19 protein-coding genes are annotated in these 20,834 nt (G+C 65.2%); 11 read left to right on the forward strand and 8 right to left on the reverse strand.

Annotated elements, in window-relative coordinates; translation table 11 throughout:
* The first annotated feature begins 20 nt into the window (after positions 1-20).
* Positions 21-743, forward strand: a complete 723-nt coding sequence (locus ACR64R_RS17220; protein ID WP_487357534.1) for a Crp/Fnr family transcriptional regulator — start codon at positions 21-23, stop codon at positions 741-743.
* A gap of 15 nt (positions 744-758) precedes the next feature.
* Here ACR64R_RS17220 and ACR64R_RS17225 read toward each other — a convergent pair whose 3' ends face one another.
* Genes ACR64R_RS17225 through ACR64R_RS17240 form a run of 4 tightly spaced genes read right to left on the reverse strand, consistent with a single transcriptional unit; the run spans position 759 to position 4,112 of the window.
* Entirely contained in the window at positions 759-1,196 is a 438-nt protein-coding gene (locus tag ACR64R_RS17225; RefSeq protein ID WP_487357535.1) for a hemerythrin domain-containing protein, read from the reverse strand.
* Between the two features lie 25 nt (positions 1,197-1,221).
* Positions 1,222-1,353: a cytochrome bd-I oxidase subunit CydX gene (gene cydX, locus ACR64R_RS17230; protein WP_487357536.1), complete on the reverse strand. Its 132-nt coding sequence runs from the start codon at positions 1,351-1,353 to the stop codon at positions 1,222-1,224.
* A gap of 20 nt (positions 1,354-1,373) precedes the next feature.
* The gene (gene cydB, locus ACR64R_RS17235; protein ID WP_487357537.1) at positions 1,374-2,528 is read right to left on the reverse strand and encodes a cytochrome d ubiquinol oxidase subunit II; all 1,155 of its coding nucleotides are present in this window, start codon (positions 2,526-2,528) and stop codon (positions 1,374-1,376) included.
* A 12-nt stretch (positions 2,529-2,540) separates the two neighbouring features.
* Positions 2,541-4,112: a cytochrome ubiquinol oxidase subunit I gene (locus ACR64R_RS17240; protein ID WP_487357538.1), complete on the reverse strand. Its 1,572-nt coding sequence runs from the start codon at positions 4,110-4,112 to the stop codon at positions 2,541-2,543.
* Between the two features lie 99 nt (positions 4,113-4,211).
* Between ACR64R_RS17240 and ACR64R_RS17245 the strand changes: the two genes are divergently transcribed.
* Positions 4,212-5,825, forward strand: a complete 1,614-nt coding sequence (locus tag ACR64R_RS17245; RefSeq protein ID WP_487357539.1) for an ATP-binding cassette domain-containing protein — start codon at positions 4,212-4,214, stop codon at positions 5,823-5,825.
* Between the two features lie 77 nt (positions 5,826-5,902).
* On the forward strand, positions 5,903-7,420 hold the full coding sequence (locus tag ACR64R_RS17250) for an ATP-binding cassette domain-containing protein (protein WP_487357540.1): 1,518 nt from the start codon (positions 5,903-5,905) through the stop codon (positions 7,418-7,420).
* A gap of 89 nt (positions 7,421-7,509) precedes the next feature.
* Here the strand turns inward: ACR64R_RS17250 and ACR64R_RS17255 are convergent, their stop codons facing one another.
* Positions 7,510-9,003 carry a helicase HerA domain-containing protein gene (locus tag ACR64R_RS17255; protein WP_487357541.1) on the reverse strand — a complete coding sequence of 498 codons (1,494 nt, stop codon included), beginning with the start codon at positions 9,001-9,003 and terminating at the stop codon, positions 7,510-7,512.
* A 241-nt stretch (positions 9,004-9,244) separates the two neighbouring features.
* On the opposite strand from ACR64R_RS17255, the gene ACR64R_RS17260 reads away from it, so the two are divergent.
* A complete protein-coding gene (locus tag ACR64R_RS17260) occupies positions 9,245-9,499 on the forward strand; it encodes a hypothetical protein (RefSeq protein WP_487357542.1) in 255 nt (84 codons plus the stop codon).
* Positions 9,500-9,576: 77 nt separating this feature from the next.
* Here the strand turns inward: ACR64R_RS17260 and ACR64R_RS17265 are convergent, their stop codons facing one another.
* Positions 9,577-10,062, reverse strand: a complete 486-nt coding sequence (locus ACR64R_RS17265) for a hypothetical protein (protein ID WP_487357543.1) — start codon at positions 10,060-10,062, stop codon at positions 9,577-9,579.
* Positions 10,063-10,249: 187 nt separating this feature from the next.
* Between ACR64R_RS17265 and ACR64R_RS17270 the strand changes: the two genes are divergently transcribed.
* Together ACR64R_RS17270 and ACR64R_RS17275 are read left to right on the forward strand one after the other, a co-directional pair.
* Positions 10,250-10,615, forward strand: coding sequence for a RidA family protein (locus ACR64R_RS17270; protein ID WP_487357544.1), 366 nt, complete (start codon positions 10,250-10,252; stop codon positions 10,613-10,615).
* Between the two features lie 25 nt (positions 10,616-10,640).
* Positions 10,641-11,867: an amidohydrolase/deacetylase family metallohydrolase gene (locus tag ACR64R_RS17275; protein ID WP_487357545.1), complete on the forward strand. Its 1,227-nt coding sequence runs from the start codon at positions 10,641-10,643 to the stop codon at positions 11,865-11,867.
* 28 nt (positions 11,868-11,895) lie between these two features.
* On the opposite strand, the gene ACR64R_RS17280 is transcribed toward ACR64R_RS17275, so the two are convergent.
* Complete coding sequence (locus tag ACR64R_RS17280) at positions 11,896-13,686, reverse strand: NAD(P)-binding domain-containing protein (RefSeq protein ID WP_487357546.1); 1,791 nt, start codon at positions 13,684-13,686, stop codon at positions 11,896-11,898.
* Positions 13,687-13,895: 209 nt separating this feature from the next.
* Positions 13,896-14,843 carry a MurR/RpiR family transcriptional regulator gene (locus ACR64R_RS17285; protein ID WP_487357547.1) on the reverse strand — a complete coding sequence of 316 codons (948 nt, stop codon included), beginning with the start codon at positions 14,841-14,843 and terminating at the stop codon, positions 13,896-13,898.
* A gap of 274 nt (positions 14,844-15,117) precedes the next feature.
* Here ACR64R_RS17285 and ACR64R_RS17290 point away from each other — a divergent pair, with 274 nt between their 5' ends.
* The 5 genes from ACR64R_RS17290 to ACR64R_RS17310 all read left to right on the forward strand — a co-directional run bounded on the left by ACR64R_RS17290 (position 15,118) and on the right by ACR64R_RS17310 (position 20,756).
* Entirely contained in the window at positions 15,118-15,945 is an 828-nt protein-coding gene (locus tag ACR64R_RS17290; protein WP_487357548.1) for an ABC transporter ATP-binding protein, read from the forward strand.
* A complete protein-coding gene (locus ACR64R_RS17295) occupies positions 15,942-16,790 on the forward strand; it encodes an ABC transporter permease (RefSeq protein ID WP_487357549.1) in 849 nt (282 codons plus the stop codon). The genes ACR64R_RS17290 and ACR64R_RS17295 overlap by 4 nt, the downstream gene beginning before the upstream one ends.
* An 80-nt stretch (positions 16,791-16,870) precedes the next feature.
* Complete coding sequence (locus tag ACR64R_RS17300; RefSeq protein WP_487357550.1) at positions 16,871-18,043, forward strand: ABC transporter substrate-binding protein; 1,173 nt, start codon at positions 16,871-16,873, stop codon at positions 18,041-18,043.
* Between the two features lie 72 nt (positions 18,044-18,115).
* Positions 18,116-19,207 (forward strand): Gfo/Idh/MocA family protein, encoded by a 1,092-nt coding sequence (locus tag ACR64R_RS17305; RefSeq protein ID WP_487357551.1) that lies wholly within the window; start codon positions 18,116-18,118, stop codon positions 19,205-19,207.
* Between the two features lie 112 nt (positions 19,208-19,319).
* On the forward strand, positions 19,320-20,756 hold the full coding sequence (locus ACR64R_RS17310; RefSeq protein WP_487357552.1) for an amidase: 1,437 nt from the start codon (positions 19,320-19,322) through the stop codon (positions 20,754-20,756).
* The last annotated feature ends 78 nt before the right edge of the window (positions 20,757-20,834 follow it).

The raw sequence follows: 20,834 nt of genomic DNA on the forward strand, positions 1-20,834 counted from the left end.
AACATTATAGGTGTTCCATCGTGCGCCAAGATATTCACACAGCGGGGGTTCCGGTACTCTGCGTTTCATGCGAGGCGCGGCATCGGGGTATATGCGGCGCGCTCAACGCCGGGCAGCTCGTCGATCTTTCCAAATCGACGAAACGGCACAAGGCCGAGGCCGGCAAGGAACTGGTCGGCGATTCCAGGAGCGTCGAGCGTTTTTCGAACGTGATTTCGGGCGTCGTGAAGCTGACCAAGACGCTTTCCGACGGCCGCCAGCAGATCGTCGGCCTGCAATTCGCTCCCGATTTCCTCGGCAGGCCATTCCAGAGCGAGAGCACGCTGAGCGCCGAGGCGGCGACCGACGTCGAATTGTGCTCGTTCCCGCGCCAGGCGCTGGAGCGCTTGATAAGGGAGCAGCCGGATCTCGAGCATCGCCTGCTCGAACAGAAGCTGCGCGAGCTCGACCAGGCGCGCGACTGGATGGTGGCGCTCGGCCGCAAGACGGCCTCGGAGAAGATCGCCAGCTTCCTTCTGATGATCGCGCGCAACATCGATCCCGCCGCCGGCCCGGAACGGCGCGGCGCGGCTTTCGATCTTCCGCTGTCGCGCGCCGAGATCGCGGATTTCCTGGGTCTCACCGTCGAGACGGTGAGTCGGCAGATCACCCGCCTGCGGGGTGAGGACGTCATCCGCATCGAAAACAACCGCCACGTCATCGTCGACGATATCGGGCGCCTGGCCGCGCGGGCCGGGGACTGATCTCCCCGCGCCCCTTTACTGATTGCCGAGAACCTTCGGCAGCACGTGGTCACGCTCAAAGGCGATGTGGCGGCGCATGGATTCGAAGAAGGCGCGCAGCATATAGCCGAACGCCTCGGGATTTTCGATCGGCCGCCCGTGGCCGTAGGCCAGCAGAGCGTCGCTCAGGTCCACCGCGGCGCTCTCGTCCTCCAGGTGTTCGAGCTTCAGCCGCGCGAGGGTGTCTTCCTCGCCGCTTCGCCTGGCAAAGGCGGGGAAGACGACCTCTTCCTCGAAGCGATGACACTCGCGCAGCAGCGGCAACAGGTCGGCCGCCACGGCGAGGCACTGGAGCCGGTCGACGCGCGACGGCAGATCGTCGGCGATGCCCTCCAGCATGTGGCAGAGCGCAAGCTTCTGCATATGCGCCCGCCGCATGTCTGCCGGGCTGCGCAACGGCTCGGTGCCCGTCATGATGGCTGCTCCGTCACGCACAGGCTCAAGGGGTGGGCAACGCGACAGGCTCCTCTGCCGCTTCTTCGCGGACGGTTCGCAGTTCGTACCAGAGCGCGTTGAGGATGCCGACGGAGGCGGCCAGTCCAAGGCCGAGGATCCATGAAAAATACCACATGATCATAAACTCCGGTTGGATCAATAGGCCGACGAGCCCGCTTTTTCGATGCTCTTCTCGCCGACCTTGCCCCACAGCACGCTGTAGACCCAGGCGGTATAGGCAAGGACCAGCGGCATGAAGATCACCGTGGCGATCAGCATGTTGCGCAGCGTGGCGCGGCTCGACGAGGCGTCGAAGACCGCGAGCGAGTGGCCGGGGTTGCTGCTCGACGGTAACAGGATGGGGAACATTGCGAGCCCCACCGTCGCGATGATCATCGCAACGCCGAGCTTCGAGGCGATGAAGGTCCATCCTTCGAGCCGCGCCCGGAAACCGCCGGCGGCAAGCAATGGCGCGGCGACGCCGAGCGCGGGCACGATCCAGAGCAGCGGGTGGGCATGGAAGTTGGCCAGCCAGGCGCCGCCGTCCGCCGCCACCGTCTTGAGCAGCGGATTGGACGGCCCGTCCCAGACGATCGGCGATGTCACGCGGTAGCCCCCGAGCAGGCCGAGCCAGACAAGCAACCCCCCGCCGGCGAAGAGCACCGACGTGATGATCGCGGACCTGATCCCGATAGCACGGGCGCGGTCGGCGACCGGGCCTTCCGCCTTGAAGGTGAGCCAGGCCGCGCCATGGGTCACCAGCATGGCGAGCGAAACCAGCCCGCAATATAGCGCGAGCGGATTGAGCAATCCGAAAAGGCTGCCTTCGTAGACCGGGCGCAGGTCCGGCGTGAAGTGGAACGGAACGCCCTGGAGCGCGTTGCCGACGGCGACTCCGAAGATCAGCGCAGGCACCGCGCCGCCGACGAACAATGCCCAGTCCCAGCGCGCGCGCCAGGCCGGGTCCGGCCGCTTGGAGCGGTACTTGAAACCGACGGGCCGCATGATGAGCGCCAAGAGCACCAGGAACATGGCGAGGTAGAAGCCGGAGAAGCTCACCGCGTAGAGCGCCGGCCACGCCGCGAAGATGGCGCCGCCGCCGAGGATGAACCACACCTGGTTTCCCTCCCACACCGGACCGACGGTGTTGATCGCGACCCGCCGTTCGGCATCGGTCTTGCCGACGAAGGGCAAAAGCGCGCCGACGCCCATGTCGAAACCGTCGGTGGCGGCAAAACCGATCAGCAGCACGCCCAGCAGGACCCACCAGATCACGCGCAGCGTTTCGTAATTGAAGAGAAATTCGATCATCGCCGTGATCCTTCACTCCGCGGGTTGCAATGCGGGATCCGCGTTCGGACGCAGGTCATCGATGATGCTCGCGACCTCCGGTCCCTTGCGGATGGCGGCCAGCATCAGCCTGACCTCGATGACGGCGAGCACGCCGTAGACGAGCGTGAAGCCGGCGATGGTGAGCAGCAGGTCGGTCACGCCGAGTTCCGAGGTGGCAAGGAAGGTAGGCAGCACGCCGTCGATGATCCAGGGCTGCCGACCGAACTCTGCCACGAACCAACCCACTTCGACGGCGATCCATGGCAGCGGCATGGCGAGCAGCGCGGCGCGGAGCAGCCAACGCGGCGCTTCGGTCTCACGGCTCGTGCGCCACAACGACAGCGCGAACAGCGCGGCGAGCACGAAACCGCAGGCCACCATCAGCCGAAAACTGAAGAACAGCAGCGGCACGTAGGGCACCGTCGACCAGGCCGCGTCCTTGATCTGCTGCTCGCTCGCCTGCCTCGGATCGGGCAGGTAGCGCTTGAGCAGCAACGCGTAGCCGAGATCCTTGGAGCTGGCGTCGAAGGCCGTGCGGGCGGCGGTGTCGTTGCGGTCCGTCTTGATTTTCTCCAGTGCGTCATAGGCCGTGATGCCGCTGCGGATGCGGGTTTCCGCGTGCGCGACGAGCTCGTCGATGCCGGGGATCTGCTTGTCGATCGAACGGGTGCCGATGATGCCCATCACCCATGGGATGCGGATGGCGAAATGCGTCTCGCGATCGCTTTGGCTGGGGATGCCGAACGCCGTGAAGGATGCCGGCGCCGGCTCGGTCTCCCACATGGCTTCGATGGCCGCGAGCTTCATTTTCTGGTTGTCGGTCAACGCGTAGCCGCTTTCATCGCCAAGCACGATGACGGACAGCGCCGACGCAAAGCCAAAGGCGGAGGCGATCACGAAGGAGCGCTTGGCGAGCTGCACGTGGCGCCCACGCAGCAGATACCAGGACGAGACGCCAAGCACGAAAGTGGCGGCGCAGACATAGCCGGCCGAAACGGTGTGGACGAATTTCGCTTGGGCGACCGGGTTGAAGATCACCGCCATGAAGTCGGTGACCTCCATGCGCATCGTATCAGGGTTGAAGGCGGAACCGACCGGATTCTGCATCCAGCCATTGGCGATCAGGATCCAGAGCGCGGAAAAGTTCGTCCCAAGCGCCACCAGCCAGGTGACGATCATGTGCGCGCGCGGCGAGAGCCGGTCCCAGCCGAAGAAGAACAGTCCGACGAAAGTGGCTTCAAGGAAGAAGGCCATCAGGCCCTCGATGGCGAGAGGCGCCCCGAACACATCGCCGACATAGTGCGAGTAATAGGCCCAGTTCATGCCGAACTGGAATTCCATAGTGATGCCGGTGGCGACGCCGAGGACGAAGTTGATGCCGAACAGCGTGCCCCAGAACTTCGTCATGTCACGCCAAATGACGCGGCGGGTCATCACATAGACCGTTTCCATCATGGCGATGAGGACGGAAAGGCCGAGCGTGAGCGGGACGAACAGGAAGTGGTAGAGGGCCGTCAGGGCGAACTGCAGCCGGGAAAGGTCTACGAGGAGAAAGTCGGACACGGAAATATCCTTTCTGGCTACGCCTCATACCGCGCGGAGGATATACTTGACTTGACATGAATCAATTCGTTTCGTCCTGGCGCGTGACAGAAGGAGTGCATGACGATAGCCGCCGTTCCCGCCCCGTCTCCTGAGCTCGCTTCAGCGCCGCCCGCGTTCGATGCCCTCTCCGCCGCCGAGCGGGTGGCAAGGCCTGGTTTGCGCCGTCTTCTCGCCTTGCAGGCGGTCCGCACGGCGTTCAGGCTCGGCTTCGCCGCGACGGCCGCGATGACAGCTGGCCGTGTCGTGATGGGTGAGACGGTCGATCCCTGGCTCATCGCAGGCATGATCACGCTGCTCTCGGCCGCCTGCCTTGCAGGATTCGCCGCCGAAAGGATGCAGGCTTCCGCGGAGCACGCCGTGTCGACGCGGCTGCGGGCGCTCGCGGGTGAGCGACTGAGCGAGATGCCGGCTCGCCAGCTGCAATCTCTCTCGACTGGCGCCTTGATCGTCTCCATGCAGCGCCACCCGGAGTCGATCGCCGCGCTTTTGGTTGGCCATCGCGCCGCCACGGCGATGATGGCCGCCGGCCCGTTGCTAGCGGCCGTTGCGCTTTGCTTCGTCTCCTGGCAGGCAGCGCTGCTGGTCATCTGCCTGACGCCGGTGATGATCCTGTTCTTCGCGCTGGTGGGCAATGCCATTCGCCGGCGCGCCGACGCCCAGGAGCGCGCCTTCGGCCGGCTGGCGGGTCAGTTCGCTGATCGTGTCCGCACGCTGCCCACGATTCTCGCCAACCACGCGACGGCAACCGAGGAAGCAAAACTCGGCCAGCGCCTCGAGGGCTACGCCGGCAAGACGATCGGCCTTTTGCGCATCGCCTTCGCGAATGCAGGAATCATCGATTTCTTCGCTTCGCTCTCGATTGCGGTCCTCGCCATCTTCCTCGGCCTTGGCCACCTGAAGCTTGCAATGATCCCGGGCTTCTCCAATCTCGAGCTCTGGCAAAGCCTGTTCATCCTGATGATCGCGCCGGAATATTTCGCACCGTTCCGACGCTTCTCGGAACAGTACCACGCCAAGGCGGAAGGGCTGGCGGCGGCGGCTGCCCTGGACCGCTTGCTCGGCGCCGAGCCGATCGCGCCAAGAACCTTGCCGGCGCTTGACCGGCTGCGACTGACATTGCCGGCGCATGGCCTCGTCGCCATCGTCGGTCCGAGCGGATCGGGCAAATCGACCCTTCTGCGCCGCCTCGCCGGGCAAGAGCCGGGTGCGGTACCAACGCCGGGAACCCCTTCGCCGGCGGCCAGGGAGATCGCCTGGGTTTCGACGGACGCCTATGTACCCGAAGGAACGCTGTCGGAGGCCATTTCGTGGAACGCCGGCGCGCCGAATCAGGGCCGGCTGGAAAATGTCGCCCGCGCGATCGGGCTGCTCGACGACGCCCTGCTGCCAGGCGGTCTCGATGCCAGGCTGGACAAGGGCGGCGCCAACCTTTCGGGAGGTCAGCGGCTTCGCATCGCCGTTGCCCGTGCCCAACTTTCCGGACGAACCGTGCTCGCCGACGAGCCGACGGCCAAGCTTGATCGCCGGACAGCCGAGAGTGTGCGGCGCATGCTTCTGGAGATTTCCGCGGCGCGGCTGGTCGTCGTGGCGACGCATGACCGGGACCTTGCCGCCGCCGCCGATGTCACGATCGATCTCACGCACGACGATACCGTAGAGGTCGCGGCATGAGCACTGCGTATCAACCATCGAGCCGGAAGTCTTGGCGGCTGGCGACGGGCTTTGCCTTCACCGCAATGGCCTGCGCCATGTTGCTGGGCGGCGTTTCCGCCTGGCTCCTCGGATCGGTGGCGATCGCCGGCCTATCCGCCGCCGCCTTCACTTTCAACTTCCACATCCCCGCGGCTTTCATCAGGCTGTTCGCGGTCGGCCGCACCGCCGCCCGCTATGGCGAGCGCCTGACCGGCCATAAGGCGGCGCTCGCCGATCAGGTATCGCGTCGCGTCGGACTCTTCGCCGCCATGGCGGCGGCGCCGGCGGTGCGCCGGGCCGGGTGGCAACTCGGCGACGACGCGCGTCTTGCCGACTATCTGGACGACGTCGAGGACCTCGACTTCGCCAGGCTGCGGGTCGGGCTGCCGGCCCTGACTCTGGCCTGCGGCCTCGCGATCTTGATCGCAGGCTCCGTCGTGCTGGCGCCTCTATCCCTCCTGCCGATCACGCTATTCCTGCTTGCCATCCTGTTCGCGGGGGACAGGGTGGCCAGAGCTGGCGCCATGGCATGGGAGCAGACCAGGTCGCTGCGTCGCGGGGGCGCGAGTCGGCTTGGCGCGGCCATGGCGTCAGCCATACCCTTGAAGGCGGAGGGCGCTTGGAACCGTGAATGCACCGAGGCCCTTGCCGCGTTCTCCCGCGCCGACGGCGCGCTGCTTGCGCTTCGCCGGATGCAGGCCACACTGGACATCGTCGGCGCGTCCTTCGGTCCGGTTGCTGGTGTCAGCGTGATGGCGGCCGCCTGGTACGCCGGCAGACAAGGCGCCGAGCTTCTCGCGCCCATGCTGCTCGCCTTCTCCTGGCTGGCGCTGGGCGAGGCCATGAATGGCGCGTCGCGCATGCTGGTTGCCCTGCTTCGCCGCAACGCGGCCCGCGCCGAGATCGGTGAATGGACGACCGGCACCGCGGCAGAGAGGCCCGAATCCGTGCCGGATGACATCCGACCCGGCCTCCTGCGTCACGGCGCCCTGCAGCGCCGCGCGCCAGATGGCCGGGCGATTGGAACGCCCATCTCCCTGCTCCTCGCGCGGGGCCAGCCGACGGTGCTCGTCGGCGCAAGCGGTTCGGGCAAGACGAGCCTGCTAAAGCAGATCGCCGGTTGGATCGGTGACGACGCCTTCGCCGCCGGCGATCGCATCCTGCCGGCAAGCGAGCGGCGCGCACTCGTGGCCCTCGTGCTGCACGACGCGGTCGTCCTCGAGGACACCGTCCGCGCCAATTTTTTCGCCGGCGATGCCCCGGACGCGGCGCTCTGGCGGGCGCTGGAAGCCGTCGAGATGGACGGCCGCATCCGCGAAGCGGGCGGGCTCGATGCCTGGGTCAGGCAGGACCGGTTCTCGCTCGGCGAGGTGCAGCGCATCAACCTCGCGCGCGCCTGGTTGTCATCCCAACCGCTTGTACTGCTCGACGAACCGACCGAGCATCTCGACGACGCCCAGGGTGAGCGCATCCTCGGGCGACTGCTGGCCCGCTTCAGCGATCGGATCGTCGTCGTTTCCAGCCATCGCGCAACGCCGCTGCGCGACACCCATGTGATCGAATTGCAGCCGTGAATGCGATCCCGGTCAGAGACCGGTCGAACCGTGCCCAAACCGCCTGGCCGTGAAGCCATCAGCCCCCAGTTTGGCGCCCCAGCCGGCTGTCATGCCGCTGAGCTGCCCTGCTCTCCAGCGTGGGGGTCGCCCGGCGCCGTCGCCCAGGCGAGTTCGACCAGCGTCACCGTGCGCCGGCCGGTGCCGTCCACCTGGCAGACGATCAAGCCCTGTTCCTCGATGTAATCGAGCAGCCGCCGCGCGCGGCGCAGCGAGTGCGAGCCATAGGCCCGCGCGATCGCCGCGTCGCTGGGACAGGGCAAGCCCTCCTTGGCGGCGCGGGCGATCATCATGAACACGCCTTGCATGTCCTCGGGCAACAGCGAGGCCCGCACGGACACGTCCCGCCACGCATCGTCCTCAGCCATGTCGGAGCCGACTCCGGCCCGCGCCCTTGTCAGCATGCGGCGAAATTCCGAAAGGTCGGGCACCACCGAGGCCAGCCCTTCGATACGACAGCGAACCACGAACTCCTGATAAAGCACGCCGATGACGCGGAAGCCGGCATCCGGCTCGGCCAGGATGGCGCGCAGGATGCGGTCCATGCGCTCGCGCCGCTCGGCCAGGTCCTCGGCGCTCGGCTGCGGGTCCGCCGGCTCCGGCCGGATATCCAGTGGCGCGGCCTTTGCGGCCATCAGTTGCTCCAGCAGATCAGGCGAAGGCCGGCGTTGCGGCCTGGTGGTCTCCGGCGGCGGCGCTGCGAGGATGATCGATCGCGCATCCTCCAGCATTGCTTCCGGCAGCGGCATCAGCCGCGGTGTGCCGTTGCGGGGGCTGGTCTCGGTCTGGCCGATGCGCAGGCTGAGCGGACGGCGCGACAAGGCAGGCCCAAGCGCCATGAAATGCCCGCGCTCCAGGTCACGGAATGCTTCCGCCTGTCGCCGCTCCATGCCAAGCAGGTCGGCGGCGCGCGCCATGTCGATGTCGAGGAAGGTGCGGCCCATCAGGAAATTGGAAGCTTCCGCCGCGACATTCTTGGCAAGCTTCGCCAGCCGCTGCGTGGCGATGATGCCGGCAAGGCCGCGCTTGCGGCCGCGGCACATCAGATTGGTCATCGCGCCCAGCGAAAGCTTGCGCGCCTCGTCGGACACCTCGCCGGCCGCGGCCGGCGCGAATAGCTGCGCCTCGTCGACCACAACCAGCATCGGGTACCAGTGGTCGCGCGCGACTTCGAACAGCCCGCCCAGGAATGCCGCGGCGCGCCGCATCTGGTTCTCTGCGTCGAGTCCTTCGAGGTTGAGCACCGTCGAGACGCGGTGGATGCGCGCTCGCTCGCCCGCCGCCTGCAGGCCGCGCTCGGTATGCTCCTCGGCGTCGATCACCAGATGGCCGTAGCGCTCGCCGAGCGACACGAAATCGCCCTCGGGGTCGATGATGGTCTGTTGCACCCAAGGCGCGCTCTGTTCGAGCAGCCGGCGCAGCAGATGCGACTTGCCGGAGCCCGAATTGCCCTGCACCAGCAGGCGGGTCGCCAGCAGTTCCTCAAGGTCGAGGGCCGCCGGCGTTCCCGCCGTGGTCTGCCCCATCTCGATTGCAACTGTCATGTCTCGACTCGGACCATCTCCCTGCGCGCGACGGGCTTACCAACCAGAGCGCGGCGCGTCGAGCACGGCCATCGACCGGGCCCGCAATGTTCCACACCTATGGGCGAGCGTCAGCTCATCCCTACGAGCTGAACGGCGGCAGGCTGTCGCCATTCACACTGGTCGGACCACCATTTCGCTGGCGCTATCCAGCCATCGGCGTATCATGCCTTCGGGAAGGGTTCATGGCAGGAGGAGGCCAATGAACGTCGCTGCGGAAGTGCCCGTCACGGACCCGACGGTACAAGATCTTGTTTCGGCTGCTCTTTCGAAATTTCGCGCCGGCGACACCGTGTCCACACGCGCCATGCTCGATGCCATACGCGATGCCGACCCGTGCTGCGAGGACAGCGACGACCATCTGGTCGAGCTGATTGTGATGGCCGCCGTTGGTAGGACCATGGGTGTCGTGTTCGACCACCGCTCTCCCGATGAACGGTTGTCGCGTCTGTCCTAGAGCAGCGTTTGATAGAACCGATGAGCCCTTGGGTATCCCAAGGGCGATCTCTTGACGCAGGCGCCGTCCGATAGGCCTCAGCTTCCCAGGGGATGCGGCATATAGCCGACGAAGCCGGCGATCTTCCAGCGCCCGCCCGCCTTGCGGCAGAAGTAGAGCGTCTGCCATTTGAGCCGGTCGACACCGCCATCGGCCTTGGCGACGGAACCGTCGAACTTCTTGTGCAGCACAGCGCGGTCGCCGTCGACATCGATGTCGCGCATGTTGGTCACGCGAAAGAGCGCCTCGCGCAAGGGTTCGGCGAATTTCGTCGCCGCGGTTTCCTTGGCCTGCCGCAGCCATTCGTCGCGGTAGACTTCGAGCCTCGGGAACTGCAGCCGCCAGGCGTCGGCGTTGCTGAGGAAATGCGCATGCATGCCGAAGAAGCTTTCCGCGATGAAGTCGTCCTCGACCATCGCCCAGTCTTGTCCGAGGAAGGCATCGATGTCGCGCCGCACCAGCATTTCCCAGAGCGCGTGGCGATCGGCATCGCCCTCGGGAAAGGGATTTTTGTCAAAGGTCATGCTCGTTCTCCCTCATCGCGCCAGCCGGTGAAAGCGGCGTCGGGCGCAAGATGCTCAGGCTTCTGTAATAAAGCAACACGGATTTCGAAAAAATGTTGCTTTCCGACATTGCCTCTACGAGGATCATGCCGACAGGCGTAGACGGCTATGCGATCCTGTTCCCATCAGCCGTGAAAAGGAGGCTCACTTGCCCAAGCAATGCTTTGGAAAATCGCATGTTCCGCTCTCGCCCGCCGTGCGCGCCGGCGATTTCGTCTATGTCTCGGGCCAGGTGCCGGTGGGCAGCGACGGCCTTGTGGTGAAGGGCGGGATTGCCGAACAGACCGAACAGGTGCTGCAGAACGTCAAGGCGGCACTGGCGCTCGCCGGCTGCGCGATGGACGATGTGGTGAAGACCACAGTCTGGCTCGAGGACGCGCGCGATTTCGGCACCTTCAACACCGTCTATGCGAAGCATTTCCCGCAGGACCCGCCGGCGCGCACCACCGTCGAGTCGCGGCTGATGATCGACATCAAGATCGAGGTCGAGGCCGTCGCCTATCGGCCGGTCTGAGCGCGCTTATGCAAAGGAGGCAGCGATGCAGTTCGATATCCTGATCAAGGGCGGCCGTGTCGTCGATCCCGCGTCGGGTCTGGACGCGCATCGCGACGTTGCCATCGCCGGTGGCCGCGTCGCGGCGATCGACGCCGCCCTCGATGCCGAGGCGGCGGGTGAAGTGGTCGATGCCAGGGACTGCATCGTCACGCCCGGCCTCGTCGACCTCCACAGTCACGTCTACTGGGGCGGCACCTCGCTCGGCGTCGATGCCGACAGGCTTGCGGCCAAGAGCGGCACCACCACCTTCATCGACGCCGGCAGCGCGGGCGCCGGCAATTTCCTCGGCTTCCGACGCCATGTCATCGAGCGCTCGAAGGTTCGCATCCTCGCTTACGTCAACATCTCCTTTGCCGGCATATTCGGCTTCGCCCAGACCGTATCCGTCGGCGAATGCAGCGACCTCAGGCTCTGCGAGCCACGTGAGACGGTGGCGGCGGTGCGCGAGCACGCCGATGTCGTCGTCGGCGTGAAGGTCCGCTCCGGCAAGCATGCCGGAGGCTTGAGCGGCATCGCCCCGGTCGACCTCGCGCTCGAAGCCGCCGACAAGGTCGGCCTGCCGTTGATGGCGCATATCGACGAGCCGCCGCCCGGCCGCTCGGAAGTGCTGCCCAGGCTGCGCCGCGGCGACGTCCTCACCCACTGCTTCCGGCCATTTCCCAACGCGCCTGTTTTCGCCTCGGGCGCGGTGCGGCCGGATATGCGGCTGGCGCGCGAGCGCGGCGTCATCTTCGACATCGGTCACGGAATGGGTTCTTTTGACTTCGAGGTCGCGAAAGCGATGCTTGCGGAAGGTCTCGCGCCCGACGTCATCTCGAGCGACGTACACCTCTACTGCGTCGACGGCCCCGCCTTCGACATCCTCGTCTGCATGTCGAAGCTGATGGCGCTGGGCATGCCGCTGATCGAGGTGCTGCGCGCGGCGACAGTGAACCCGGCGCGGGCCATCGCAAGACCGGAACTGGGCTCCCTGAAGGTCGGCGGCATCGGCGATGTCGCGGTGCTGAGGCTGAAGCCCGGCCGTTTCACCTTCGTCGATGCCGTGGGGGCGTCATTGGTTGCGGACCAGCGGCTTGTTTCCAGCGGCATCGTCATCGGCGGCAAATGGTGGCCGAACGATGCGCCCGACCATAACGAGACCGAACGCTTCGTTGCGCACGCGCACCACACCCATGTCGACGTCAGCGCAAAGCACTTCGGCCGCTGGTGATCTCCCCCTCGAGGGGGAGATTGCAGCCTCACCGCCGTGCGTTGCTCGGCTCGCCATAAACAGGCGTGGCAATCCCCTCCATGCGCGCCTTGAGTTGCAGCGCCACGAACTTCGAATAGAAGCGCGACAGCGCCAGGTTGCCGCCATGGAACCACAACGCCTCCTGCGCTGTCGGCTTCCACATGTTGCGCAACTCACCTTGCCAGGGTCCGGGATCGCCCTTCACGCCGGAGCCAAGGCCCCAGCACGGGCCGACCTTGTCGGCGACCTCGCGCGAGACGATCCCCGCCACCGTCTCGTTCATCGACTGGTAGCCGGTGCAGCAGACGATCGCGTCGACGGCTAGCTCGCTGTCGTCCTCGAACAGAATACCGTTCGGCGTCAGTGATTTGATGCCTATGCCGCTTTTCACCGCGATCTCCCCGTTAAGGATCAGCTCGCAGGCGCCGACGTCGATGTAGTAGCCGGAGCCGGTGCGGTAGGCTTTCATCAACAGCCCGGTCTCGTCCTCGCCGAAGTCGATGGCGAAGCCGCTGGCGGTGAGGCGTTTGTAGAAATCCGCGTCGCGCTCCCGGATCACGTCGTAGAGCGCGCGCTGGCCCTTCGGCACCAAGGCGAATGGCGTGGAGGCAACGATCATGTCGGCCTTGTCGGTGGTGATGCCGCGCGCCAGCGCCTTTTCCGAAAAAATCTCGAAACCGACATCCATCAGCGTATCGGATTTCACCACGGTCGTCGGCGAGCGCTGGACCATGGTGACCTTGGCGCCCGCTTCCCACAGATCGACGCTGACATCGTGGCCCGAGCTTGCCGCGCCGATCACCGCGACGCGCTTGCCGCGGAACTTCTCGCCGGTGGAATACTGGCTGGAATGCAAGAGCTCGCCCTTGAAGCTGTCCGCGCCCGGCAATTCGATCTGCCGCGGCGGCCCATAGGCGCCGGTGGCGAAGACGATGTGCTTCGGCTTCAGCGTGATGCGCTGGCCCACGCGGTCGACCACCACGGTCCAGACCTTTTCGGCCTCGTCATAGGCGGCGCTGATGCATTTGGTGGCGACCCAATAGTTCAGCTCCATGACGCGGGCATACATTTCCAGCCAGTCGCCCATCTTGTCCTTGGGCGTGAAGACCGGCCAGTTCTCGGGGAACGGAATGTAGGGCAGATGATCGTACCAGACCGGATCGTGCAGCACGAGCGAGCGGTAGCGGTTGCGCCAGGAATCGCCGGCGCGCGCGTTCTTCTCGATGATGAGGGTCGGGACGCCGAGCTGCCGCAGGCGGGCGCCCAGCATGATGCCGCCCTGGCCGCCGCCGATCACCAGGCAGTAGGGCTGCTCATGCACGCCGAGATCACGCGCCTCGCGTGTCCTGGCCTCCGCCCAGGTCTCGCGCTTGGGGTCGGCCTTGTGGCGGATGCCGAGCGGCCGGGCCGGGCCTTTCCGCTCCTCAAAACCCTTGAGCTCGCTCATCGCCGTGAACAGCGTGCGGCAGCGGCCGTCCTTGAGCCGCAGGATCCCCTCACCGCGCGCGACGGCCGTCTCGAAGCTGAACCAGGCCTCGATCACTCCGTCATCGACGCTTGGCTCTCCGGACAGGCGCCAATGGGACGGCCGAGCCGAGGGTAACGTCGCCTTCAGCATGTCGCGGATGGCCGCCTGCCCCTCCATCGTCTTGATGTTCCATGTGAAGGTCAGAAGGTCGCGCCAGTAGCAATCCTCCGCAAAGAGGTTCGTCGCCGCCTCGATATCGCCGGCCTCGAGCGCATGGCCGAAGGAGCCGAGCCAGGTTGCCGCCTGTTGCGATGGTGCGATATCCAGCATTTTTGTCCTTCCCTCTGAATATAATCGAACGACATAGCCACAACCGGCGACCTTGCCGAAACTCGCCTTGAGGCGGTCGAGATTCGGGTCAGGCCGAGTCGAAAATGGTGGGTACCGAGAACCGGAGCGGAGCGTACTTAACGTACGTGAGCACCGGAAGCGCAGGAACCCGCCATTTGCAGGCCGGCCTCACCCGAATATCGACCGCCTCAATCCCCTAGCGGCTCCATCTCCTTGCCTGTCCGATGGATCTGGGCGTTGTACTTGATCCGGCGCACGGTCTCGCGCGCCGGGCCATCAATCCTGTAGGCGGTCGCCACCGCGAGAAGATCAATGGCCGCGAGGAAAGCGTATCGCGACGCGGTCGGCTTGAGCGTATCGGGATATTCGGGCACCGCAACCGTCAGCCGCGCATCGCAGACCCGCGTCAACTCGGTATCCGGCGCCGTCACGCAGATCGCGTTGGCGCGGTAATGCTTGGCCAGTTCCACCGCTTCGATAACCTCGCGCGTGCGGCCGGTGGCCGAGATCGCGATCACCAGATCGCCGGGCTTCAAGGTCGAGGCCGTCATGCGCATAAGGTAGGGATCGCATTGCGCGCTGATGGTGATGCCATAGCGGAACAGGCGGTATTGCGTCTCCTGCGCCAGCGCCGACGAGCTACCGCCGAGCCCGAACACCGTCACCTGCCGTGCCTTGGCGATCAGTTCCGCCGCCTTCTGCAACTGTCCCGGATCGATCTGCCGCTCCGCCTCCAGCAGCGCCCGCCGCGCTTCGCCGAATACGGCGTTCCAGAACGGCATGCCGCTGTCGCTGTTCGCGGGTTGGGGCTTGGTGCTGAGATAGAGCGCGCCGACGACCAGGCTCTGGGCCAGTTTCAGCTTGAAGTCGCGCACGCCGTCGCAGCCGATGGCGCGGCAGAACCGGGTCACCGTCGGCTCGCTGACCCCCGCCCGCTGGGCAAGCGCGGCATTGGAAGCATCGACCGCATATTTGACATCGTCGAGCACGACGTCCGCGACGCGGCGCTCGGCCGGACGCAGCTCCGCATAGCTGTCCTTCACCTGCGAGATGATGTCGGGAATGCGCCTGACATGGTCATGCCGGTCGCCGTCGTCGTCCGTCGTTCGCAATGCCAGGCTGTCAGCTTCCGTCATTGGCCAGTTCTCCCAAATCCGCTTCTGGACCCATTATCTTCGTAATTATCCGCCCACTGGCCACAGGCAATCAACCGAGCGAGTATGTAGGAAAGTAACACACATCGCAAGAGGACATAAAATGTCACTAAATCAGATACTTAATCGTCAAGCTGCTGATCGGCGCAGCTTCCGGCCGATGTCGCCGCTTGACAGGAAAGTAGGATAGTTACAGACTGATTTGGCGGACAGATGGGGCCTTCGGCAACTCATCGCGCAGTCTCCGAGGGGGAGCATGAGTACGGCAAGCGCAAGAACGCCCAAACTCGGCGTGCAGGCAGCGACCAAGATTTATCAAACGGCATCCGGCGATCTTCTTGCGCTGGACCGCTGCAGCCTCGATGTCCAGCCCAACGAGATCGTTTCGATAGTCGGGCCCTCCGGTTGCGGCAAGACCACGCTGTTGTGGTCGATGTCCGGCCTGCATCACCTGACCGCTGGCTCCATCCTGCTCGACGGCAAGGCGATCACCGGCCCGCGCCCCGAGATCGGCATCGTCTTCCAGGAAGCGAACCTCTTGCCATGGCGCAACCTCGACGCCAACATCAACTTCCCTTTTGAGATCAAGGGCGAGAAGCCCGACCGCGCCTGGATCGCACACCTGCTGCACCGCGTCGGGCTGGATGGCTTCGGCGGCAAATTCCCGCGCGAGCTTTCCGGCGGCATGCAGCAGCGCGCGGCGATTGTGCGGGCGCTGGCGCTGAAACCGTCCGTGCTGTTGATGGACGAGCCGTTCGGCGCGCTCGACAGCTTCACTCGCGAGGAGATGAACCGCCTCGTCGAGGAGATCTGGCTGGACACCAAGACCACCATCGTCTTCATCACCCACAGCATCGAGGAAGCGATCTTCCTCTCCGATCGCGTGGTGGTGCTTACCTCGCGGCCCGGCCGCGTCGCCAAGATCTACGATGTGCCGTTTGCCCGGCCGCGTTCCTTGGAAATCATGGCGACGAAGGAGGTCTTCGACCTCACCAATCGTATCAAGATGGACATTGTCGGCGAGCGCGTCCGGCCAATCGCACCGGAGCGGCCATCGGCCGAAATCGTGAGCATCAGGCCGTGAGCGCAGGCGACGCCATTCCGGAATTCTCGAAGGCCAAATCGGGGGATGGGCAGGAGGTCAGCCTTACCAACCTTTCCGCCTTCGCCAGCGGGCCCAGCATCAAGTCCGGAGCCGAAGTGGCTGCGATCCTCGCCGTCGCCGTGGTGATCGTCGGTGGCATCGAGCTCGCGCTGCGCATCTTCCACGTGCCGCAATATATCATGCCACCGCCGAGCTCGATCGCCTATGCTTTGTTCGACGAGTTCCCGCTGATCGCGCCGCATCTCGGCTACACGCTGGTGGAGCTCGTTTCCGGCTTCGCCATCGGCGCCATCATCGGCCTGGTGATGGCGGCGGTGATCACCCAGTTTCCCTTCGCCGAAAAGATCGTCGCTCCTTACATCCTCATCCTCGTCACAACGCCGATGCTGGCGCTGGTGCCGCTGCTCATCCTGCGCTTCGGCTTCGGCTACACGCCGCGCATCATCGCCGTGGCCTTGGCAGCCGGCCCGATGGTGATGATCAACGCCGCGACCGGCTTCCGCCGCGTCGACAGCGCCAAGATCGCGCTCGCACGCTCCTATGGCGCCAGCACGTTGCAGATCTTCTGGAAGATCCGCGCGCCTATGGCGCTGCCGATGATCCTGGTCGGGCTGATGATCGGCGCGATCTTCGGCCTGCTCACCGCGGTCGGCGCCGAGATGGTCGGCGGCGGCTTCGGTCTCGGCAACCGGCTCACCTCCTATTCGTCGATGATCCAGATGCCGCAATTCTTCGCGGTGGTGCTCATCCTGTCGACGCTCGGCATCCTGATCTACGTGCTGTTCTTCCTGATCGGCAAGAAATGGGCGAGTTGGGAGACCTGACCGGCAAGCGAAATCACGCCCCGGAGGCGGGCGAAAAGGCAAGCGATCAATAAAAGGGCAATCAACAAAAGGGGAGTGCCATGACAACCGAGAATCCGATCCATTCCAATGCCCCGGCCGGCATCAGCCGACGCTATTTCCTGCAGGTGACGGCGGCCGGCGTCGTGACCGCCACCGCGCTTGGCGCATCAGGTCTGAAAGCGAGGGCCGCGGCCTACGAGAAATTCACCTGGATTTCGCCGCGCGGCACACTGGAGGTGCTGGACGACTATCCTTATTGGTCGGCCAAGAAGGCCGGCTATTTCGGGGACCTCGCCACCGACATGCAGCCGGGTCCTTCGGACGGCACCGCGACGGTGAAGTTCGTCGATGTCGGCCAGGCCGACATGGGCTTCCCCTCACCCGGCGTCTTCTCCTTCGCCATACAGAACGGCATGAAGCTGAAGTCGGTGTTCCACATGGGCGCGCGCGACACCTTCAGCATCGCCTTCCGCAAGGGCCAGGGCACCAAGAACCTGAAGGACCTCGAGGGCAAGACCATCCTGCTCGGCTCCGCCGCCTGGCAGGCGATCGTCGATCCGCTGCTGGCCGCCCAGGGCGTCGACATCAAGAAGGTGAAATATGTCGAGGCCGGCTGGCCGACATGGGGCACCGCGCTTGCTGGCGGCCAGGGCGACGCCGCGCTTTCCTGGGAGGGGCTGCGCGCCGAATGGATCGCCAAGGGCCTCGACTTCGAATACTGGCTGGGCGTGCAGAATTCCAAGCTTCCGGCCAATACCTTCGTCGTGCGAGCCGCCGACCTCGAGGATTCCGACAAGAAGGCCTTCCTGGAGAAATACCTGCGCGGCTGGGCGATGGGCCTCGAATTCGGCTACCAGAACCCGCGCGCCGCCGTCGAGGCCGTGTTCGAGCAGTTCCCGACGCTGGCCAAGAACCTCGGCCCCGAACTCGGCACCACCTCGATCCTGCAGCAGATCAACGTCTTCCGCGGCGACATGGACAAGCGCGGCGGCTGGGGCTCGCATGACATGGCGAGCTGGCAGGGCTTCTTCGACGAGATCCTCAAAATCGGCCAGATCAGCGCGCCGGTTAAGGCCGAGGACGTCTGCACCAACGACCTGATCCCGGCCGCCAACGACTTCGACAAGGCCAAGGTCAAGGCCGACGCCGATGGCGTCAAATTGTCGGAAGGCTTCGCCGCGCTCGACGTCGAGAAGATCAAGGCTCACCTGTTCGACTCGGCCGTCAAATAAGTCGGACGCATTGACCGCGGGCGGCGCCAGCGCCGCCTGCGCTATTGTTCAAGAAGCATTGGGGAGGCTGGGATGGCCGACAAGGTAAGGATACTGGTGGTTGGTCTGGGCAATATGGGCGCTTCGCATGCCAGCGCCTACCACCGCTCCCACGGCTTCGAGATCGTCGGCATCATGAGCCGCAATATCAAGAGCAACAAGAAGATCCCGAAAGAACTTGCCGGCTACCCGCTCTACGAGGATTTCGACCTTGCGCTAAAGGAGACAAAACCGGACGCGGTGTCGATCAACAGCTGGCCGAACACGCATGCCGAATACGCGCTGAAGGCGATCGCAGCCAACTGCCATGTCTTCATGGAAAAGCCCCTCGCCACCAACATCGAGGACGCCGAGAAGGTGGTGGCCGCGGCGCGCGCGAAGAACCGCAAGTTGGTGCTGGGCTACATCCTGCGCGTCCACCCGTCCTGGATCAAATTCATCGAGGTCGGCAAGACGCTCGGCAAGCCGCTGGTGATGCGCCTCAACCTCAACCAGCAAAGCAGCGGCACCGCCTGGCACTGGCACAAGAACCTGATCGATTCGCTGATCCCGATCGTCGACTGCGGCGTGCACTATGTCGACGTCATGTGCCAGCTGACCGGCGCCAAGCCGGTACGCGTGCACGGCATCGGCGCCAAGCTCTGGGCAGAGGCCGACAAGCAGAATTACGGCCACCTTCATGTCACCTTCGATGACGGCTCCGTCGGCTGGTACGAGGCGGGCTGGGGCCCGATGATGAGTGAGACCGCTTATTTCGTGAAGGACGTTGTCGGTCCCAAGGGCGCGGTTTCGATCGTAGCCGGCCAGGGGGCGGGTAGCGCCAAGGATGCCGAGGAAGTGTCCGACTCCGCCGACATCGACCGCCACACCAAGACCGACGCGTTGAAGATCCACTACGCGCAGGTGGACGGCGACAAGAACTTTGCCAAGCCAGACGAGATCGTCAGCATGGAGGACGAGCCTGGCCATCAGGAGCTTTGCGATCGCGAGCAGGCCTTCTTCCTGCGCGCCATCCGCGAGGACCTCGATTTGACCGAGCAGATGGATGCCGCGGTCAACAGCCTGCGCATCGTGTTGGCGGCCGAGCAGAGCATCGCGGAAAAGCGTACCGTCGAGCTGACCTGAGGTCGCGCCTGTGCCGGCGCTGGAGGAGGCGCCTGCGGCAGGTCACGTCCCGGATGAAGACGCGCTGGGGTCGAGCCTTGGGGCCGGCTGCTTGTATGACATGGGAGGAATAATGGCGGCCGTCACCGACAGTCTGTTGAAGACCTACACCCAGTCCGACGCGCTGGCGCTTGCCGGCCTTGTCAAGCGCGGCGAGGTTTCGCCGGCGGAGCTCGTCGAGGCCGCGATCACCACCATCGAACGCCTCAACCCACGGCTCAACGCGGTCATCCACCGCCTCTACGACATGGCGCGCAGCCAGGCGGCGACGGTGGACAAGACCGCACCCTTTGCCGGCGTGCCCTATCTGCTCAAGGAACTCGCCTCGTCCTGGAAAGGCGCGCCCCTCACCAACTCCTGCTTCTACCTGAAGGACTTCGTCGCCGATTCCGACAGCGAGGTCGTGCGCCGCATCAAGGCGGCCGGCCTTGTGCTCGTCGGCAAATCCAACGCGCCTGAGAACGGCTGGTCGATCACCACGGAGCCGAAACTCTACGGCAAGACCAGGAACCCGTGGAAGGACGGCATCACGCCCGGCGGCTCCAGCGGCGGCGCCGCTGCCGCGATCGCCTCGGGCATGGTGCCGATCGCCGAAGCCAGCGACGGCGCCGGTTCGATCCGCGTGCCGGCCTCCTGCTGCGGCATCGTCGGCCTGAAGCCGTCGCGCGGCCGCGTCAGCCTCGCCCCCTTCGGAGACTATTGGTATGGCGGCGCCTATTTCCTCTGCTGCTCGCGCACGGTGCGCGACACCTCCGCCTATCTCGACGCGGTGGCCGGCGCCCTTCCCGGCGACGCCTACACGCCGCCGGTGCCCGAAGGCAGCTGGCTCAGCCTTTCCGCACGGACACCGGAGAAGCTGCGCATCGGCTTTACCGTCACGCCGCCCAACGGCGCCGCGATAAATCCTGAAGTCAAGGCGATGGTGCTCTCCACGGTCGCCCTGCTGGAACGCCTCGGCCATGATGTCGAGGAGCACGACATGCGGCTCGACGCCGATGCCGCCTGGAAGACCTATACCGACATGACCAACGTGCAGACGGCCGCGACATTCGGCTTTCTCGAAACGCTGGTCGGCCGCCCCGTCACGCCGAACGATGTCGAGCCGGTGACCTGGGCCATCATCGAGCGTGGCCGCGCGACCGGCGGCATCAAGCATGTTTCCGATGTCGAGCAGTTGAGGCTTATCGGCCGCGGCATCGTCGGCGACCTCGACCCCTATGACATCTTCATCACACCTACGCTGACGCGGCTGCCGCGCCCGCTCGGCTTTTACGACATGTCGGAGACTGACCTCGACCGCTACAACGCCAAATGGGGCGACGCGGTCTTCAACTTCCCCTTCAACATCTCCGGCCTGCCGGCGATCTCGCTGCCGCTCGGCCAGTCGGCCGGCGGCGTGCCGATCGGCGTGCAGCTGGTCGGCCGTTACGGCGACGAGGCGACTGTGCTCGCTCTCTCATCGCAACTGGAAGACGCCATGCCATGGAAAGATCGGCGGCCGGCGCTGTAGCGATCGGGGTCAGATATGAGCTCGCTAGTTCGCAACTGGCGTCGACTGAGTCGTTCCTGCGTCGCTCGGTGCGAGCGG

The organism is Mesorhizobium sp. MC2-1-1 (assembly GCF_057597255.1).

Excerpts from the sequence above, each read along its gene's own strand:
- ACR64R_RS17225 (WP_487357535.1), bottom strand. The coding sequence starts at position 1,196 with ATGACGGGCACCGAGCCGTTGCGCAGCCCGGCAGACATGCGGCGGGCG.
- cydX (WP_487357536.1), bottom strand. The coding sequence starts at position 1,353 with ATGTGGTATTTTTCATGGATCCTCGGCCTTGGACTGGCCGCCTCCGTC.
- cydB (WP_487357537.1), bottom strand. The coding sequence starts at position 2,528 with ATGATCGAATTTCTCTTCAATTACGAAACGCTGCGCGTGATCTGGTGG.
- ACR64R_RS17245 (WP_487357539.1), top strand. The coding sequence starts at position 4,212 with ATGACGATAGCCGCCGTTCCCGCCCCGTCTCCTGAGCTCGCTTCAGCG.
- ACR64R_RS17250 (WP_487357540.1), top strand. The coding sequence starts at position 5,903 with ATGTTGCTGGGCGGCGTTTCCGCCTGGCTCCTCGGATCGGTGGCGATC.
- ACR64R_RS17255 (WP_487357541.1), bottom strand. The coding sequence starts at position 9,003 with ATGACAGTTGCAATCGAGATGGGGCAGACCACGGCGGGAACGCCGGCG.
- ACR64R_RS17260 (WP_487357542.1), top strand. The coding sequence starts at position 9,245 with ATGAACGTCGCTGCGGAAGTGCCCGTCACGGACCCGACGGTACAAGAT.
- ACR64R_RS17265 (WP_487357543.1), bottom strand. The coding sequence starts at position 10,062 with ATGACCTTTGACAAAAATCCCTTTCCCGAGGGCGATGCCGATCGCCAC.
- ACR64R_RS17275 (WP_487357545.1), top strand. The coding sequence starts at position 10,641 with ATGCAGTTCGATATCCTGATCAAGGGCGGCCGTGTCGTCGATCCCGCG.
- ACR64R_RS17280 (WP_487357546.1), bottom strand. The coding sequence starts at position 13,686 with ATGCTGGATATCGCACCATCGCAACAGGCGGCAACCTGGCTCGGCTCC.
- ACR64R_RS17285 (WP_487357547.1), bottom strand. The coding sequence starts at position 14,843 with ATGACGGAAGCTGACAGCCTGGCATTGCGAACGACGGACGACGACGGC.
- ACR64R_RS17290 (WP_487357548.1), top strand. The coding sequence starts at position 15,118 with ATGAGTACGGCAAGCGCAAGAACGCCCAAACTCGGCGTGCAGGCAGCG.
- ACR64R_RS17300 (WP_487357550.1), top strand. The coding sequence starts at position 16,871 with ATGACAACCGAGAATCCGATCCATTCCAATGCCCCGGCCGGCATCAGC.
- ACR64R_RS17305 (WP_487357551.1), top strand. The coding sequence starts at position 18,116 with ATGGCCGACAAGGTAAGGATACTGGTGGTTGGTCTGGGCAATATGGGC.
- ACR64R_RS17310 (WP_487357552.1), top strand. The coding sequence starts at position 19,320 with ATGGCGGCCGTCACCGACAGTCTGTTGAAGACCTACACCCAGTCCGAC.